This window comes from Alphaproteobacteria bacterium, assembly GCA_030739735.1.
Taxonomy (GTDB): Bacteria; Pseudomonadota; Alphaproteobacteria; order UBA7887; family UBA7887; genus UBA7887.
Map to the genome: position 1 here is coordinate 1 of JASLYQ010000033.1, position 16,202 is coordinate 16,202.

Here is a 16,202-nt window from a genome sequence, read left to right on the forward strand (position 1 = left end):
AGTACCGCTACCGATTTGCGAGCCGATCACGCCGCCAGCTGCTGCACCTAAGAGGGTGCCCGCAACTTCCTTGTCGCCTTTGCCTTGCACGCAGGCGCCGAGTGAAACGATCGTTACTGCAACGACTAAAACCTTTAAAGCTTTCATTGCATTTGTCCTCGTCGTTTGCTTCCGGAGCGTCGCCACGGCACGGGGCCAAAGCCCTCAAAAACCGTGGACTTATCTCACGCTAGTCTAACATATAGGGGCTCACCTAGGCAGGATAAAGGACCACGCGGCAAAAATGACGATACCGGTCAGTGGAGACCCGATCGCTCAGTTCAACACTTGGCTCGATGAAGCGCAGGCGAGCGAACCCAACGATCCCAATGCCGTGTCTCTGGCGACTGCGGACGCAAACGGCGCGCCCTCGGTGCGCATGGTGTTGCTCAAGCGCGCGGATGCTGACGGCTTTGTCTTCTACACCAACGTCGAAAGCCGCAAGGGCCGGGAGTTGCTGGCTAATCCCCAGGCTGCGCTTGGCTTTCACTGGAAGAGCCTGTGCCGTCAGGTGCGCATAGAAGGACCCGTCACCCAAGTCCCGGAGGATGTCGCTGACGCCTATTTTGCGAGCCGCGATAGGAAAAGCCGTATTGGCGCCTGGGCGAGCAAGCAGTCGCGCCCGCTCGAGGCCCCGCACGCGTTGGAGCGCGAGGTCGCCAAATATGCCGCTAAATTTGGGCTTGGCGAGGTGTCACGACCGGCATACTGGGGCGGATTCTGTCTGACGCCGTTGCGAATTGAGTTTTGGCGTTCCGGTGCCTTCCGCCTGCACGACCGGCTAGTTTACAGTCGGGGTGGCACGGAGTCACAGCAATGGCAGACCGAGAGACTTTATCCGTGAGCACAAGCCCGGATAAGGCACGCCTGATGCGGACCGCCACGTACGCCTCGGTAACGGTGGCGCTGATCCTGATCGTGCTCAAGCTCGGGGCTTGGTTCACGACCTTCTCGGTGGCCATTCTGTCTTCGCTGATTGATTCCGTGCTCGATGCCTTTGCTTCGATAGTCAATCTGATCGCTGTGCGCCACGCCCTGACGCCGGCGGATGAGGAGCACCGCTTCGGTCATGGCAAAGTGGAATCGATCGCCGGGCTGAGCCAGGCCGCCTTCATCGCCGGTTCCGCCGTGTTTCTGATATTCGAATCGATCGCCCGTCTGGTCACGCCCCAGGAAGTCAGCCACGGCGATATAGGAATCACCGTCATGGTCGTGTCCGTGGTGCTCACGGCGGGCCTGGTCCGCTTCCAGATGCATGTCGTGAGTAAAACGCGTTCCACCGCCATCAGGGCCGATTCACTGCACTATCGGGCCGACCTGCTAGTCAGTGTGGCGATCATCGGCTCCCTGGTCTCGAGCACTTTTGGCGGCATAGGTTGGATGGATCCCGTGGTGGCCATGCTCATTGCCGTCTACATCCTATATGGCGCCGCGGGTATTGGCCGAACCTCGCTTGATGCTTTGATGGATAAGGAGTTCTCGTTGGTGGATCGCCAACGCATTCTCGACATAGCGTATGCCCATGAAGCGGTCTGCGGCGTGCACGACCTGCGTACAAGGCGCTCGGGTCTGCAGCCCTTTATTCAGCTGCACTTGGAGCTGTCGGCCTCGATGACCTTGCACGACGCCCATGTCATCTCTGATGAGGTTGAGGTGATGATCATGAAGGCCTTTCGCGGCGCCGAGGTAATCATTCATCAGGATCCCGATGACATCGTCGAGCCCATTCCAGATTTTGCGCGCCATTAGCGCGATGCGGCAATGATCATCGAAGACCAAAGCGAGATTCTTTCGTTTCTACGCGACCCGGTGAACCATGATGGTGAGGCGGTTGAGGAGATCGGGACCCACGCCGCGCACGTCTTTCTGGCTGGCGATAGGGCCTATAAGCTCAAGCGCTCCGTGCGTTTTGCCTTTCTTGACTTCTCGACCGTCACCAGGCGTAAGACCGCCTGCGAGGCCGAGCTGGCGCTGAACAGGCGCGCTGCGCCTTCACTCTATTTGGCCGTTATTCCGGTGACCAGAGACGAAGGCGGCAGCTTGGCGCTCGACGGTGTTGGCGAGCCGGTCGATTGGCTCGTGGTCATGCGGCGCTTCGACCAGGAGACCCTGTTCGACCGCTTGGCCGCACGCGGTGCGCTCGAAGATCGGCAGCTGCGGGATCTTGCCGACGCCATCGCAGCTTTCCACAACATTGCAGAACCGCACCCCGACACGGGCGGGCGCGACAGCATGGCGCATGTCATTGCTGGAAATGTGGAAACCTTGCGCGAAGGTGACGGGCTATTTGTGGCGAGCACCGTCGACACCATAGGTCGCCTGTGGCAGCAGGCCCTGGAGCGCCATGCGACGCTGCTGGATTCACGCCGAGCGACAGGCCGCGTGCGCTGGTGTCACGGCGATCTGCATCTGCGTAACATCTGCTTAATCGACGGCCGCCCGACTCTGTTCGACGGCATCGAGTTCAATCCCGATATCGCCTGCATCGACGTGCTCTACGATCTCGCGTTTCTGCTCATGGACTTGCAGCATCGGGACATGGGCTGGGCAGCCAATCTCGTTCTCAACCGCTATCTCGGTTGAACCGAGGACATGGGTGGTCTCGCGTTGCTGCCGTTCTTCCAATCTCTACGGGCCGGGGTGAGGGCGATGGTCAGCGCCATAGAGGCGGCGGAAGGGTATGGCGGGCAGGGCGATGCGGCACGTGCCTACCTCGACTTGGCGACCGCGTTGTTCGAGCGAGCGCCATCGGCCTTGCTGGCTATCGGCGGTTATTCCGGTACGGGAAAATCATCGTTGGCAGCGGGCATTGCGCCCGATTTGGGGGCCGCCCCCGGGGCTGTGATATTGCGCAGTGACGTGGCACGCAAGCGCCTGATGGGTGTGGCGCCCGAGGCACCGCTCGCCGAGATTGCCTATTCTGGCGATGTGACGCGGCGAGTTTATGCCCATTTGCAAGGGCTAGCCCGACAAGCCCTGGCTGCGGGCGCCACTGTCATTCTCGATGCGGTGCACGGTGATGCAGAGGAGAGGCAGGCTGCGGCAGCCCTAGCCTCGGCTGTGGGCGTACCGTTCTGCGGGCTTTGGCTGGAAGCGCCTCCCCCGGTCTTGCGCTCGCGTGTTGAAGCGCGTCAGGGAGATGCGTCCGATGCCACAATGGCGGTGCTCGAAAGCCAACTTGCTCGCGGTACCGGCGATGTCGGCTGGGCCCATCTCGATGCTGGCGGTACAGCATCCGAGATGCGGACGGCAGCGCTGTCGCGCGTGGCGCGCGCCGGTATCGAAGCGCGCTGATGGCATGTTAAACTATCGGTAAGGAGGCTGCGACGATGACCTGGGCGAGCATTCTGGCATTATTGCATGGCAACGAAGCGGACGATATTGTGACCGACGCCGCACTCACCTTGGGCCGAACCTTCGGAGCCTGCGTCAACGGCCTGATTGTGCGCCCCGACCCGCGCGACGCGGTGCGTTTGGCCGTTGACGGTATGTCACCGCCCATGATCGAGAGCGTTATCGATGCGGCGCGTGGCGAGTCGGAGCGGCGCACGGCGCGCGCCCGCCAGAGCTTTGAGACCCGCAGCCGTGCCCAGGGCATAGATACTGCCGTCGACAAGACCGTGCCCGGCGCCTGTGCCCGCTGGCACGAGGAAGTGGCGCTGGCCACCGACCGCATCGCCTATCATGGGCGACTCGCGGACGTCGTTGTCATCGCCCCCCCGGCCGCCGGCGGCGACGAAACTGACGGCGCCATCGAGGCAGTGCTGTTTGAGACCGCGCGACCTCTGCTTCTGGCTGGTACCGGCGATTTTAACGCCATCGGTGGCACGGCTTTGGTGGCTTGGAATGGCAGCCGTGAATCCGTCCGTGCGGTGACTGACGCGCTGCCACTGCTTAGCCGCGCCGGGCGTGTGCTCGCCATTGGTGTAGACGAGAGTGGCAAGCGGCACCCGCCGACGGATGCGCTTTGCGATTATCTCGCCCGCCATAGTGTTGCCAGCGAGCACCTGATACTGCCGGGCGGTAAAGGCGCCGTGGCCCCACTTTTGCTCGAAAAGGCATCGGAGCTCGGCGCCGACTTGCTGGTGATGGGGGCCTACGGCCACAGTCGCCTGCGCGAGCTCGTTCTTGGCGGCGTCACCCGCCAGGTCTTGGCAGAGGCTACTATCCCAGTAGTCATGGCACACTAATTAATCTATATCAATTACTTCCACAACGCCTCCGTCGCCAGACTTGCTCCTTCGACGAGCGCACCCAGTTTTGCCCAGGCGATTTCGGGGTCGACGCTGGGATGGTGGGCGAAGGTGGCAAAACCGCAGTCGGTGCTGGCGATGACGCGCTCGCGCCCTACCAGCGAGGCGAAGCGCTCGATGCGTTGGGCGACTAGGCGCGGATGCTCGATATAGTTGGTTGTTGAATCGATCACCCCGGGCACGATGACCTTGCCGTCTGGTAGAGGTTTATCGGCGAAGATCTCCCATTCGTGCTCATGGCGCGGATTGGCACCCTCGATCGAGATGCCGGCGGGGCGTGCCGCATAGACCAGATCGATGATATCGCTCAGTGGGATATCATGGTGATGTGGGCCCTCATAATTACCCCAGCAAATATGAAGCCGCATGCGCTCTGGTGCGATATCGGCCGTGGCCGCATTGAGTGCCTCGATGTGCCGTGCCGCCACCTTGCAAAAATCCTCTGTGCTCTTGTCTGCGTGCACCAGGTGGCGACCCATACCGAGGTCTGGGCAGTCGATCTGCAACACTACGCCCGAGGCGGCGATGGTCTCGTATTCGTCCTTGAGCAGGGGCACCAGGGCATCGAGATAGGCCTCGTGCGAGGGGTAGTATTGGTTTTGTAGGAAGATCGTGACCACCCCTGGTGAGCAGGCGCTGAGAAAACCGTCGGCCCTCGGGTGCGGCGTGCGCGCGGCGGCGAAGTTGGTAATATCACGCTTGAGCGGCTGCGGGTCCTTTAAGGCCAATGGGGCGTTGCAGGCGGCACCGGCGAGCGTTTTCTCCGTGCCGCCCGCTTCCACCAGGCGTTTGGCATAGGCCAAGTAGTCGAGTAGGTCGCGTGCTGCCGGGCCTTTCTCGGCCCGGCCGCCGAAGCCCGATAGACGGTCGGTAAGATAGGTAGCGTAAGAGGTCTTGGCCATTTCGCCGTCGCTGAGAATATCGATGCCGAGCGCGGCTTGGCGTGCCACCACGTCGGCCACCGCGCGTGCCGCGGTCTCGGCGAAAGCTGCGTCGTCCAGCAGTTCGCCGCGGTCACGCGCGTCGAGCAGCGCCAGCATGTCATTCGGGCGTGGCAAGCTACCGACATGGGTGGTGAGGATGCGGTCGCTCATGTCTTCGTCTCCGCATCATTGAGCGCCGCGACCAAGGCCTGGAATGGTAGGTCGACGCAATCGTGTCGGCTCTTGTGATTGATCACCGGCGTGAAGGCCGCGACCAGCGCCCATGCGCCGTCCGGCACCGCCCCGTTGGTTTTCAACATGGCCGAGACCTGGCCTGCCACCGAGCGTGCAGCAGCGGGTGTGCAACCCGGCGCGGCCTGACCAATCATCGCTGCTGCCGCCTTGCAGAGGAGACAGCCACGCACGGTATATGCTACGGCATCTATACTGTCATCAGATAGCGTCACTTCCACCCTCACCCGGTCGCCGCACAAAGGGTTGGTGATAGTGGCTTCACCTGACGCGGCCTCGAGGTGCCCAGCATGGCTTTTGTCGCGAGCGAGCGTCACGATGGCCTGATGATAGAGCTCGTCAGACATGGCTTACCGCAGCAGTGAGATCGCCTCGTCGAGGCCGCTGAGCATGGCATCGATGTCGGCGTCATTGTTACTGAAGGTGAGAGAGGCACGGGTGGTGCCGTCGAGGTCCCAATGATCCATCAATGGCTGAGCGCAGTGATGGCCGCCGCGCAGCGCAACCCCGTGCCGATCGAGTAGGGTGCATATGTCGTGCGGGTGCAGCCCCTCTATCGTGAAGGAGATCACCGGCGCTCGGTCTTGGTTGCCCGCAGGGCCCTTGATCGTGACGTCGTCGATGGCTTTCAGCCCTTCAAGCGCTTTTGTGCAGAGCTGTGTCACATGCGCTCTGGCGCCACCGAGGTCGAGGGCGTGTATCCAGCCGCAAGCAGCACCCAGCCCCACGGCCTGGGCGATCGGCGGCGTACCCGCCTCGAACTTGTGCGGCACGGGTGCGTAGGTGGTCTTTTCCAGTGTTACCTCGCGAATCATCTCGCCACCGCCAAGGAAAGGTGGCATGTCGTCGAGCAGCGCTGCGTGGCCCCAGAGTACGCCGATGCCGTTGGGCCCATACATCTTATGGCCGGAGAAGGCGTAGAGATCGATGCCGAGAGCAGTTACATCGACGGGCCCGTGCGGCACGGCTTGTGCGCCGTCGAGCATAACCAGCGCACCGACTCCCTTGGCCGCTGTGACAACGCGAGGCACGTCGAGAATGGCACCGGTAACGTTTGAGACATGGGCCAGAGAGATCAGTTTTGTGCGCGCACTCAGCATTCTCTCCAGAGCGTCAAGGTCGATCACACCATCGATTGTGATCGGCACGACCTTGAGTACGATGCCCTTTCGTTCGCGCAACATTTGCCAGGGTACAAAGTTGGAATGATGCTCGAGCAAGGAGATAACCACCTCGTCGCCTTTGCCTAAAGTCTCGCCGAGGCTGCGCGCGACGAGGTTGAGCGAGGCCGTAGTACCACCGGTAAAGATCACCTCGCTCACATCCCCCGCACCGACAAACGCTGCCACCTCACCACGTGCCGCCTCATAGGCACCTGTGGCGCGCTCGGCGAGCGTGTGGACACCGCGCAACACGTTTGCCCGCGCCATCGTCTCGTGCGCAAGCATAGCGTTGATCACGGCCTGGGGCGTCTGCGCCGTTGCGCCGTTGTCGAGATAATGCAGGGGTGCGTCGTTGATTCGCTGTTGTAAGATCGGGAATTCGGTGCGCAAACGGGTAACGTCGAAGGCCATTAGGCGCTTCGCCGGTTGCGGAATGCGTCGAGCGCTTCCGGAGTGTCGATGTCGAGTAGCACGCCGTCGCCGTCGGCCGGCACCTCGCACAGCACCGCGGCGTTTTCGCCTATCAAGTGCCGGGCGCCGACGTCGCCCGCCACGCTCCCGATCTGTGCGAAGAACTCCGAGCCCCAGAGCACCGGGTTGCCGCGCTTGCCACCGACCACGGGCACGCATATGGCGTGACCTTCGATCGGGTCAAAAGCGGCGATAAGAGCGTCGAGCTGTGCCGCGCGCACCTGCGGCATGTCGCCGAGGCAGACCAGGGCGCCGTCCACGTCGCCGGTGAACTTGCTGAGGCCGGCACGCAGGCTGGTGCTTAGGCCCTGGGCATAGTCGGGATTGTGGGCAAAGGTGACGTCGAGACCAGCCAACGCCGTGCGCACGCGCTCCGCTTCGTGTCCGGTGACCACGACGACCGGGCGTGCTTGCGAGGCCAACACATTTTCTGTTGCCTGGCGAACCATAGTAGTACCGTCGACCTCTTCCAGAAGCTTGTTGCGCGCGCCCATGCGCCGCGACTGCCCGGCGGCGAGCATGAGGGCTGCAACATGTGGAGTCTCACGCTCCGCCACCGTGTGCGTCCGCGGCTGCGGCCGGCTGACGATCTCCTTGAGAAGGCCACCGGCGCCCATGCGCGTGATGTCGTACGCGCTGATAGTGAGGTCGGCGGCGAGGCGCTCCAGCACCCAGTCGAAGCCGTTAAGCTTGGGCGAACGGGCGCAGCCCGGCATGCCGATCACAGGTAAGCCCGTCTCTGTCATATGAGCGAGTAGTAGCAGGTTCCCAGGGTCTACCGGCATGCCAAAATGATCGATGCTGCCACACGCGGCCTCAATTCCCGCCGGTACCACGTCGCGGCGGTCGACCACGGCGGAGGCGCCACTGACGATGACCAGATTGACGCCTTTGGCTACCACCTCACCGACAGCTGCGGCGATGGCGGTCTCGTCGTGGTCGCAGATGCGTTCCGCGCCCAGGCTGGCGCAGACGCGGGCAAGTCGGCTCTGCAACACCTCGCGCGTAGAAGCTAGCACCGAGGCCTTGGTGCCGGGCAGTTCACTCATCACCAGGCCTACTGTCTTGGCCGTGAACGGCGCTACGCGCAGCAGCGGTTCTGAGGCTTCCGCCTTGGCCACGCTCGCCTCTGCGGCGGCGAGCGGGATAATCTTGACGGTCGCCAGCAACTGCCGCGCGGCCACCCGCTCATAGGGCGGCAGGGTGGCGACCGTGACCGTCTCGTCAATGCGATTGAGGGCATCGACGCGCTCGGCATCAACCACCAGCAGACCTTCTGTCTCCGCCAGCAGATTGCAGCGGCCGGTAAAGGCGGCGGCGACTCTCGTGCCAGGTCCAGCGAGGGTATCGGCGATGCGCTTGGCCGCAGTGTCCTCCGGGACGTCGCCCGTCTCAAGCCGTGCCGCGACGACGGTTTCGACACCGGCCTCGACCAGCGCCGCGACATCGTCGCTCGAGAGCACGCGGCCTTTCTTGAAGACACCGGCGTCCAAGCGCAGGGAATGCGCCAAGATCGCACCCTCGGCCTCGGCGGCGCCAATGCGGCCGAACTTCATGCGGCGCGTTGAGCAGGCTGCGCCGGCTGGCGCCGCGCGGCAATAACCTGGGCCAGGATTGAGACAGCGATCTCAGCCGGCGAGCGGGCCCCGAGTGCTAACCCGACGGGGCCGTTTATGCGCGCCAGCGCCGTCCTGTCGAAGCCTTCCTCGGTCAGCCGCTCTAGGCGCGCGCCGTGGGTCTTCTTGCTGCCCAGCGAACCGATATAGAAGGCGGGTGACTTGAGTGCTACTGCCAGCGCCGTGTCGTCGAGCTTGGGATCGTGGGTCAGGGTGACGACGGCGGTACGCGCATCGAGCGCGAGCCGCTCCAGCGCCTCGTCCGGCCACTCGTCGGAGACGTCGATGCCGGGAAACCGCTCCGCGGTAGCGAAAGCGCCGCGCGGGTCGATGACGGTCAACTCGTAGCCGGCCAGAGTCGCCATCTGGGCCAACGGCTGGGTGATGTGCACAGCACCGATCACGATCATGCGCCAGGGCGGATTGTGCACCTGAATGAAAACCGGGCCGTCCGGCCCTTCGATGGTGCGGCTCTGGTCCATGTCGAGCGCCTTGCGCGCTTCCGCGATGATGCTATCGGGGGCATCCTCGGCATGATCCGGGCCGATCAGCCACTGGCCCGAGCCGTCTAGCGCTGTGGCGAGCGCCAGGGGGCGCTTTTCATCTCGGGCGTTGAGCAGGGCATCGAGGGCTTGCCTATACATGGCTATTCGACCTTCTCAACCAGCACCTGCACCTTGCCGCCGCAGGCCAGGCCGACTTCCCAGGCCTGGGCGTCGCTGACACCGAAGTCGAGCAGGCGCGAGGCACCTTCCGCGATCACTTCCAGCGCTTCCCGGACCACGGCGCCTTCGATGCAGCCGCCTGAGACGCTACCCATCATGGCGCCGTCCTCGGCGATGGCCATCTGGCTACCGACGGGTCGTGGGCTTGAGCCCCAGGTCGTGACGACGGTGGCCAGTGCCACGCCGTGGCCATCATCACGCCAACGGGCGGTGGTGCCGAGAATGTCGTCGTGGTCATTTCCGGTAACGCTCATGGAACTCTCCTTCATCGCGCTCCACACCTGCGAGCGTGTGCGCCAGCATATCCAGGCTTTGCAGATTGTGCACCGGTTGGAAATCATCAACATGCGGCAGCATGGCGCGCACCCCTGCCGCCTTGGGCTCGAAGCCCTCATAACGCAGCAGCGGGTTGAGCCAGATGAGCCGCCGGCAGGATATGTGTAGGCGCTCCATCTCGGCCTCCAGGCCCTCGCCGCCGGCACGGTCGAGGCCGTCGGATATTAGTACTACCAGTGCACCCTGTCCCAGCACGCGTCGCGACCAATCGCGATTGAAGGCGTGCAGGCAGTCGCCGATGCGGGTGCCACCAGACCAGTCCTCGACGGTCTCGATCACGGCATCGAGCGCTACATCGACATCTTTGTTGTGCAGCTGCCGAGTAATGTTGCTGAGCCGTGTGCCGAAGACGAAAGCATGGATGCGCCCGCGCGCGTTCTCAAGCACATGCAGAAAATGCAGCAGTATTCGCGAATAGCGGCCCATGGAGCCCGAGATGTCGCAGAGCACGACAAGCGGTGGGGCCTTGCGGCGCGGTCGCCGGTGCACTAGCGGAATGCTCTCGCCGCCACAGCGCAAGGCTGTGCGCAAGGAGCGCCGCATGTCGATCCGCCGGCCGCGAGCGTCAACGGCGAAACGTCTGGTCGGCAAGGGCTTCATGCGCACCACGAGGCGCGTGATGGCGCGCTTGGCGGCGGCGATTTCGTCCGCGCTCATGCGCTCGAAGTCGATCTTGCGCAACACCTCGCGGCCCGAAGCGGTGAGCAAAGCATCCGCGTCCGCCTCGCCGTCCTCGCCATCGCCGCCGCATATGCGGGTGCTTGAGAGGGCCTCGGCGACGCGCCGCGAGACCGGCGACGGTGCTGCGACGGGCGCGATATCGAGCAACCCAGGCAGACGCTCCAGCAAATCCGGGCGGCGCCAAAAGGCGTTGTAGGCCTGGTTGAACAGTTCAAGCTGGTCGTGGCGCGCTACCAGGCTGGCATGTAGCGCCCAATAGAAGTCGTCGCGCTTAGCCAGCCCCGTGCGCTCCACCGCCGCCAGCGCATCGAGCACCTTGCCCGGCCCGACGGGCAGGCCGGCCACGCGCAGGCAACGGCAGAAATGCATGACGTTGCGCGCAAGCTGGCCGCCATCGGCCGTTGCCGCGGGACATGGTATTTCCGACATGGCGCGACTGTGCCGCGAAGCCAGCCCCGTCGCAAGTGCCTTCCCGACCGACACAGCCCGCGCCACCGCTAATCCGGGCAAAAGCTATTGAATTCCATGCAAAAATAGTAATTGGGTTCGTTTCGTAATTCACTCTGTCAGGAGTTCGGTGACTGTTATCTATCTCCACCTATCTCCAGCTATTTCCAAAATACTCTCGCCCTATATGCTCAATGGCGACCATCGGCACACGGCGTGGGCCGCGCATAGGAGAATTGTGGCACAGCTTGACCGGGGGTGCGGATTGGGGCCTCCTTTGGGCGTCAAAACTTGGGAGGGTGCGATGTTCGATCTCGGCTTACAGGACAAGGTAGCGATGATCACGGGCGGTAGCGACGGGCTTGGCCTGGCGACAGCGCGCCGGCTGTCGGAGGAGGGCTGCAAGGTCGCTATTTGCGCCCGCCGGGAGGAGCACTTGCGCGAGGCGGCGGACCGCATTTCTGCGGCCACAGGCGGCCAGATTTTGGCACATCGTGCCGATGTCTCCATACCGACGGATGTCGAATCCTTCGTCGCCGCCACGAGCGAGCGCTTTGGCGGTATCGACGTTGTCATCAACAACGCCGGCAAATCGGCCGCCGCGAGCTTTGAGGCGGTGCCGGACGAGGACTGGCAGTCCGATTTCGACCTCAAGGTGATGGGCGCGGTGCGGCTCTGCCGCCTGACCATTCCGATCCTGCGCGGACGCGGCGGCGGAGCGATTCTCAACGCCACCATCGTGGGTGCTAAGGCGCCGCCCGGTGCCGCCCTGCCGACCACGCTCAGCCGTGCCGCCGGCATCAACCTGACCAAAGCGCTAGCCAACGAATATGCCGGCGACAACATCCGCGTGAACACCATTTGCATCGGCTTGCTCAAAAGCGCTCAATGGGACCGCCGCGCCGGCAACCGGAATATCGATGAGTTTTACGCCGAGCTGGCTCCGCGCGTGCCGTTGAGGCGCATCGGCGAAGCGGAAGAGTTCGCCGATCTTGCCGCCTTCCTCGTCTCCGCTCGTGCCGCCTACATCACCGGCGTTGCGGTCAATCTTGATGGTGGCATGTGCGCGGTTGTGTGAGGGCTATTCTGGCCGTCTCGCCCGCCGCAGGCTTTTGCGCAAGCGGTGGGGTGGCTGGGGGCCGGGAAAGGCCAGTCGCCGTAATCGCCGATGCGAAAGTTAGGGTTGTTCGCCAGCAGGCGCTTTGAGGCCGGCGGCTTCTTTCTGAATTGCCAGTACTGCCGAGGTCGTGCCGGTGATCTTTTCGACCACGACGAGCACGCTATTATCTGCCATAACTGCAAATTGGCTAATGAATCACGAGCCTGGGCTCCTGGGCCGTAAAACTCGCTTCAGATCCTTTGCATACAATGAATCTTTATCGCTGTAGGCTGCCTTTGCCTAATCTCAAATGTTATCGAAGTCGCCGTGCCGGCCAGCGCCTTTACTGAATCGACCGGCGCCCGCTATGCCCTCTTGGCGCAAGGTGTCGATCGCGTTAGACCATTCTTGCTTCATCGCATCGCGCAACGAAAGGCCATACCCGTCGATGACTGATCGGCGATCCGCCAGCATGGTTGCCTGGGGGAATCGGGATATCTCATGTGCGATTGCCTCGGCGACTTGTCGCACCTCATCATCGGGCACCACCCGTTCACATAGCCCAATCTCGTAGCATTCGTGCGCGGTGACTTTACGTCCGGTCAACACTAGGTCCAATGCCTTGCCCTGACCGACTAGACGGGGCAACCGGGCGGTTCCGCCGTCCATCAGCGGAACACCCCATCGGCGGCAATAGACCCCCATATAGGCGGTCTCACCCATGACACGCATATCGCAAAGCAGGGCAAGCTCCATGCCCCCGGCAACCGCTGGTCCGTTGATTGCGGCAATCACAGGCTTGTTGAATTCCATGCGCGTCGGTCCCATGAGCGCGCGTGGCACCGGACCGGCACCGACCCGGAAACCGTGTCTCTCGACAATGTCCTTTTCGAAATCTTCAGTGGTGAGAGACGCGGCGTACTTCAGATCCCATCCAGCGCAAAATGCGCTACCGTCTCCATAAAAGACGGCGACGCGCGCTTCCTCGCTTCGCTCGAACTCCTCGAACGCTTCGCTTAACAAGGCCGCTGTTTCGGGAGTGACCGCATTGCGCGCCTCTGGCCGACTCTGCACGATCGTCCAAACATTATCCCGTTTCTCAATCCTAACGGTCATTTTTGCTCCCACGCAACCGAACACGCTCAGCATCGCACGCTGAACGGCTACGGACATTCTTTGAAGCAAAATAGTAGCAATTGCTAAGCGGATACAACAATTCTACGACGCGGCGACCGTTGCCGCCTTATCCGTGGCCATGTGTTTGGTGTCGCCGGCGACATAGGCCGCCAGGATCGCGGCAAGCCGTCTTTTGACCTACTCCCCACGCACCTCAGCTTGCCAGCGGATATTCCGCGTAGGCGTTCTCGCAGGGTGGGCCATTGCTGGCGTGGAGCACGCGGTTCTCCAAGTCTAGGATGACAGAGACGACTGTCGCCGTGCGGTTGGTTTTGGGTTCGCTGTCGTCGGAGTGGCGGCAGATGCCTGATGGGTAGCTGAAATGGTCGGTGAACAGCTCCTGCATTAGCGCGATATCGATGGGCCTGTTAGCCTGGCGCATGAGGCGGGCGAGGCGCCGGGCGCGAAACAGGGTGCTAGGGCTGTTGCGCTGCAGGGTAGAGGTGACGTCTAGGCTCTCGAAATGGTTGGCATGGGTGAGCATGCCATCTTCTGGATACAGCATGGCTTCGTCGTCTGGTGCGGCCTCAATGTCGATGGCTTCACCATCGGCATGGGCCAGTAAATAGTTTCCCGAGCAGACGCGCGGGGTGCTGACCACGACTTTCAGGGCATCGGTAAAATTTTCGGCGCTCAATATCTCGCGCACGCGCAGGTGAAAGGGCTTGCGCTCGAGCTCAGTGCCTTCGTGGTCGGTGGTCATGCCGTTGACGACCAGGCCCACGCCAGCTTCGTTCAAGCCCATGATGCCGCCGGCAATGCCGGCCTGCGTGATGCAAACGAAATTGGGAGCGTTGTCGCGCCTGCAGCGCAACACCGCCATGTGGCCAAGCAGGCCGTCGAGCCAGTCCCAGTTCTGGCCGATCAATGTGGTGCCGCTGCGCGTCACTTCGGGGAGCGCGGCGAAACTGGTGCAGCCCATCGCTTCGCGGGCAAACAGCGTGTAGCTCAGCTCCCAGCGCGCGTTAAGCATGGCGATGGCGACGGGATCGAGGTGTGCGCCTTCGGCAATCCCGGCCATCTCTTCCGCATAGACGGGATCGAATGTCTCGATGCGTTTCTGCCAGCGGGCACCCTCGGCCAAGGCATCCTCGAGTGTGATGCCGCCGGCGGCAAAACGTGCCAGATAGGTCTCGACATTGGCGGCGGCCGAGTCGGCCAAGGCCTCGCCGTGGGTGCGGCCGCGCGTGCGCGCGTTACCGGACAGATTGATCAGGGGAAGGTTGCTCATACGGCAGCCCCAGCTCGTATTTTCTCGATGATCGCCGCGGCTTCCGAGCCTTGCACGCGGGCGATGTCGTCCTGGTACTTGAGCAGGGCGCCAAGCGTCTCGTCCACGGTGCGTGGGTCGAGATCGGTGTGGTCGAGGCGCATCAGCGCATTGGCCCAGTCGATGGTCTCGGCGACGCCCGGCTTCTTGAACAAGTCCATCTCGCGCAGGCGTTGCACGAAGGCAATCACCTGGCCCGACAGGCGTTTACCTACCCCCGGTGCGCGCGCGGCAAGAATCTCCGTTTCCCGCGCGGCATCGGGATAGTCGATCCAGGCGTAAAGGCAGCGGCGCTTAATGGCATCATGAATCTCGCGCGTGCGGTTCGAGGTTAGCACTACGATGGGTGGGGTCACTGCTCGGATGGTGCTGAGTTCGGGGATGGTGACCTGGAAATCCGCAAGCACTTCGAGGAGAAATGCCTCAAAGGGCTCATCCGCGCGGTCGAGCTCGTCGATCAGCAGCACCGGTGCGCCGGCCGCATCGGGTTCGAGCGCTTCCAGCACTGGGCGCTTGATAAGAAAACGCTCGGTGAAGACGTCATCCGAGAGCCGCGCGCGGCCGGCGACACCTTCCGCCTTCGCCGCCTGAATCTCGATCATCTGGGCGGCATAGTTCCACTCATAAACAGCGCCCGCCACGTCTAGGCCCTCGTAGCATTGCAGGCGCAATAGGCGGCGGCCGAGCTGCTCGGCCAGCACCTTCGCGATCTCGGTTTTGCCGACCCCGGCCTCGCCTTCAAGGAACAGCGGGCGGCCCATGGACAAGGCCAGAAATACCGAGGTCGCAAGACCGCGGTCTGCGATGTAGTGGCCGCCGGCGAGCAGTTCTACGGCAGCGTCGACACTCGCCGGTAGCTCGCCTATAGGCATCCGGTCACGGCACGTCTGGCCATCACGTTGATCAGATGGGCACGATAGTCGGCGGCGGCGTGGATATCGGTGTTGAGGCCGTCTGCGGGCACGTTGACCCCGGCGATGGCATCCGCCGAAAAATTGTCCGCCAGCGCCTGTTCCATGTCTGCGGCACGGAATACGCTGCTGCCGGCGCCCGTAACCGCCACGCGCACGCTGCCGCCCGTCACCGCCACCATCACGCCGACGATGGCATAGCGCGAGGCGGGGTTGGCGAATTTAGCGTAGCAGGCCGCTTCTGGCACCGGGAACGACACCTCGGTGATCAGTTCGCCCTCGTTTAACGCCGTCTCGAACATGCCCGTGAACATGTCGTCGGCCGCGATCTCGCGCGCTGTGGTGCACACCGTGGCCCCCAACGCGACCACGGCGGCGGGATAGTCCGCAGCCGGGTCGGCATTGGCGATGGAGCCCCCGATGGTACCGCGGTTGCGCACCTGCGGATCGCCGATGCCGCCCACGAGATCGGCGAGTGCCGGGATGGCTGAGCGCAAATCCGCGTCGGCGGCCACGGCAGCGTGGCTGGCCATGGCGCCGACCACGACGCTATCGCCATCGCGGTGGATTCCGGTGAGATCGCCGATGCCGCCGAGGTCAACAAGATCGCTCGGGTTCGCCAGGCGCTGTTTCATGGTAGCGAGCAGGGTCATGCCGCCTGCCAGATATGCGCCCTCGGCGGCGGCCGCTAGCTTAACGGCGGCGTCGTCGCGGGACGTGGCACGCTGGTAAGTGAAGTCGTACATGTAAGCCTTCCTCTACTCGGCCGCTTGTGCCTGGATTGCTCGCCATACCGCCTGCGGCGCTACAGACGCATCGATCGCGCCAAGCTCGGCATGG

The 16,202-nt window shown here is 63.1% G+C and carries 17 protein-coding genes; 6 read left to right on the top strand and 11 right to left on the bottom strand.

The features are described 5' to 3' along the window. Positions 1-283: 283 nt before the first annotated feature. Genes pdxH through QF629_12620 form a run of 5 tightly spaced genes read left to right on the top strand, consistent with a single transcriptional unit; the run spans position 284 to position 4,229 of the window. Positions 284-883 (top strand): pyridoxamine 5'-phosphate oxidase, encoded by a 600-nt coding sequence (pdxH, locus tag QF629_12600; protein MDP6014363.1) that lies wholly within the window; start codon positions 284-286, stop codon positions 881-883. 26 nt (positions 884-909) lie between these two features. Continuing rightward, the gene (locus QF629_12605; GenBank protein MDP6014364.1) at positions 910-1,788 is read left to right on the top strand and encodes a cation diffusion facilitator family transporter; all 879 of its coding nucleotides are present in this window, start codon (positions 910-912) and stop codon (positions 1,786-1,788) included. Between the two features lie 12 nt (positions 1,789-1,800). After that, on the top strand, positions 1,801-2,622 hold the full coding sequence (locus QF629_12610; protein MDP6014365.1) for a phosphotransferase: 822 nt from the start codon (positions 1,801-1,803) through the stop codon (positions 2,620-2,622). Positions 2,623-2,631: 9 nt separating this feature from the next. Further along, a complete protein-coding gene (locus QF629_12615) occupies positions 2,632-3,333 on the top strand; it encodes an AAA family ATPase (GenBank protein ID MDP6014366.1) in 702 nt (233 codons plus the stop codon). 35 nt (positions 3,334-3,368) lie between these two features. Beyond that, entirely contained in the window at positions 3,369-4,229 is an 861-nt protein-coding gene (locus tag QF629_12620; GenBank protein MDP6014367.1) for a universal stress protein, read from the top strand. Between the two features lie 14 nt (positions 4,230-4,243). On the opposite strand, the gene QF629_12625 is transcribed toward QF629_12620, so the two are convergent. From QF629_12625 to QF629_12655, 7 genes are read right to left on the bottom strand one after another with little or no spacing between them, the layout of a single operon-like run. After that, on the bottom strand, positions 4,244-5,386 hold the full coding sequence (locus QF629_12625; GenBank protein MDP6014368.1) for a cobalamin-independent methionine synthase II family protein: 1,143 nt from the start codon (positions 5,384-5,386) through the stop codon (positions 4,244-4,246). Next, a complete protein-coding gene (locus QF629_12630) occupies positions 5,383-5,814 on the bottom strand; it encodes an iron-sulfur cluster assembly scaffold protein (GenBank protein MDP6014369.1) in 432 nt (143 codons plus the stop codon). The genes QF629_12625 and QF629_12630 overlap by 4 nt, the downstream gene beginning before the upstream one ends. A 3-nt stretch (positions 5,815-5,817) precedes the next feature. Beyond that, a complete protein-coding gene (locus QF629_12635; protein ID MDP6014370.1) occupies positions 5,818-7,041 on the bottom strand; it encodes a SufS family cysteine desulfurase in 1,224 nt (407 codons plus the stop codon). Beyond that, positions 7,041-8,657, bottom strand: coding sequence for a molybdopterin-binding/glycosyltransferase family 2 protein (locus QF629_12640; GenBank protein ID MDP6014371.1), 1,617 nt, complete (start codon positions 8,655-8,657; stop codon positions 7,041-7,043). The genes QF629_12635 and QF629_12640 overlap by 1 nt, the downstream gene beginning before the upstream one ends. Beyond that, the gene (locus QF629_12645) at positions 8,654-9,361 is read right to left on the bottom strand and encodes an XdhC family protein (GenBank protein ID MDP6014372.1); all 708 of its coding nucleotides are present in this window, start codon (positions 9,359-9,361) and stop codon (positions 8,654-8,656) included. The genes QF629_12640 and QF629_12645 overlap by 4 nt, the downstream gene beginning before the upstream one ends. Positions 9,362-9,363: 2 nt before the next feature. Further along, positions 9,364-9,696, bottom strand: coding sequence for an XdhC family protein (locus tag QF629_12650; protein MDP6014373.1), 333 nt, complete (start codon positions 9,694-9,696; stop codon positions 9,364-9,366). Then, the gene (locus QF629_12655) at positions 9,677-10,888 is read right to left on the bottom strand and encodes a VWA domain-containing protein (protein ID MDP6014374.1); all 1,212 of its coding nucleotides are present in this window, start codon (positions 10,886-10,888) and stop codon (positions 9,677-9,679) included. Before QF629_12655 ends, QF629_12650 begins: the two co-directional genes overlap by 20 nt. 322 nt (positions 10,889-11,210) lie before the next feature. On the opposite strand from QF629_12655, the gene QF629_12660 reads away from it, so the two are divergent. After that, positions 11,211-11,984: an SDR family oxidoreductase gene (locus QF629_12660; GenBank protein MDP6014375.1), complete on the top strand. Its 774-nt coding sequence runs from the start codon at positions 11,211-11,213 to the stop codon at positions 11,982-11,984. 327 nt (positions 11,985-12,311) lie between these two features. Here QF629_12660 and QF629_12665 read toward each other — a convergent pair whose 3' ends face one another. From QF629_12665 to QF629_12680, 4 genes are all read right to left on the bottom strand, one after another. Further along, positions 12,312-13,121 (bottom strand): crotonase/enoyl-CoA hydratase family protein, encoded by an 810-nt coding sequence (locus tag QF629_12665; GenBank protein ID MDP6014376.1) that lies wholly within the window; start codon positions 13,119-13,121, stop codon positions 12,312-12,314. A gap of 214 nt (positions 13,122-13,335) precedes the next feature. After that, the gene (locus QF629_12670) at positions 13,336-14,412 is read right to left on the bottom strand and encodes a C45 family autoproteolytic acyltransferase/hydrolase (GenBank protein MDP6014377.1); all 1,077 of its coding nucleotides are present in this window, start codon (positions 14,410-14,412) and stop codon (positions 13,336-13,338) included. Continuing rightward, on the bottom strand, positions 14,409-15,323 hold the full coding sequence (locus QF629_12675) for a MoxR family ATPase (GenBank protein ID MDP6014378.1): 915 nt from the start codon (positions 15,321-15,323) through the stop codon (positions 14,409-14,411). The genes QF629_12670 and QF629_12675 overlap by 4 nt, the downstream gene beginning before the upstream one ends. Continuing rightward, positions 15,314-16,108, bottom strand: coding sequence for an FAD binding domain-containing protein (locus QF629_12680; protein ID MDP6014379.1), 795 nt, complete (start codon positions 16,106-16,108; stop codon positions 15,314-15,316). Before QF629_12680 ends, QF629_12675 begins: the two co-directional genes overlap by 10 nt. Positions 16,109-16,202 lie beyond the last annotated feature (94 nt).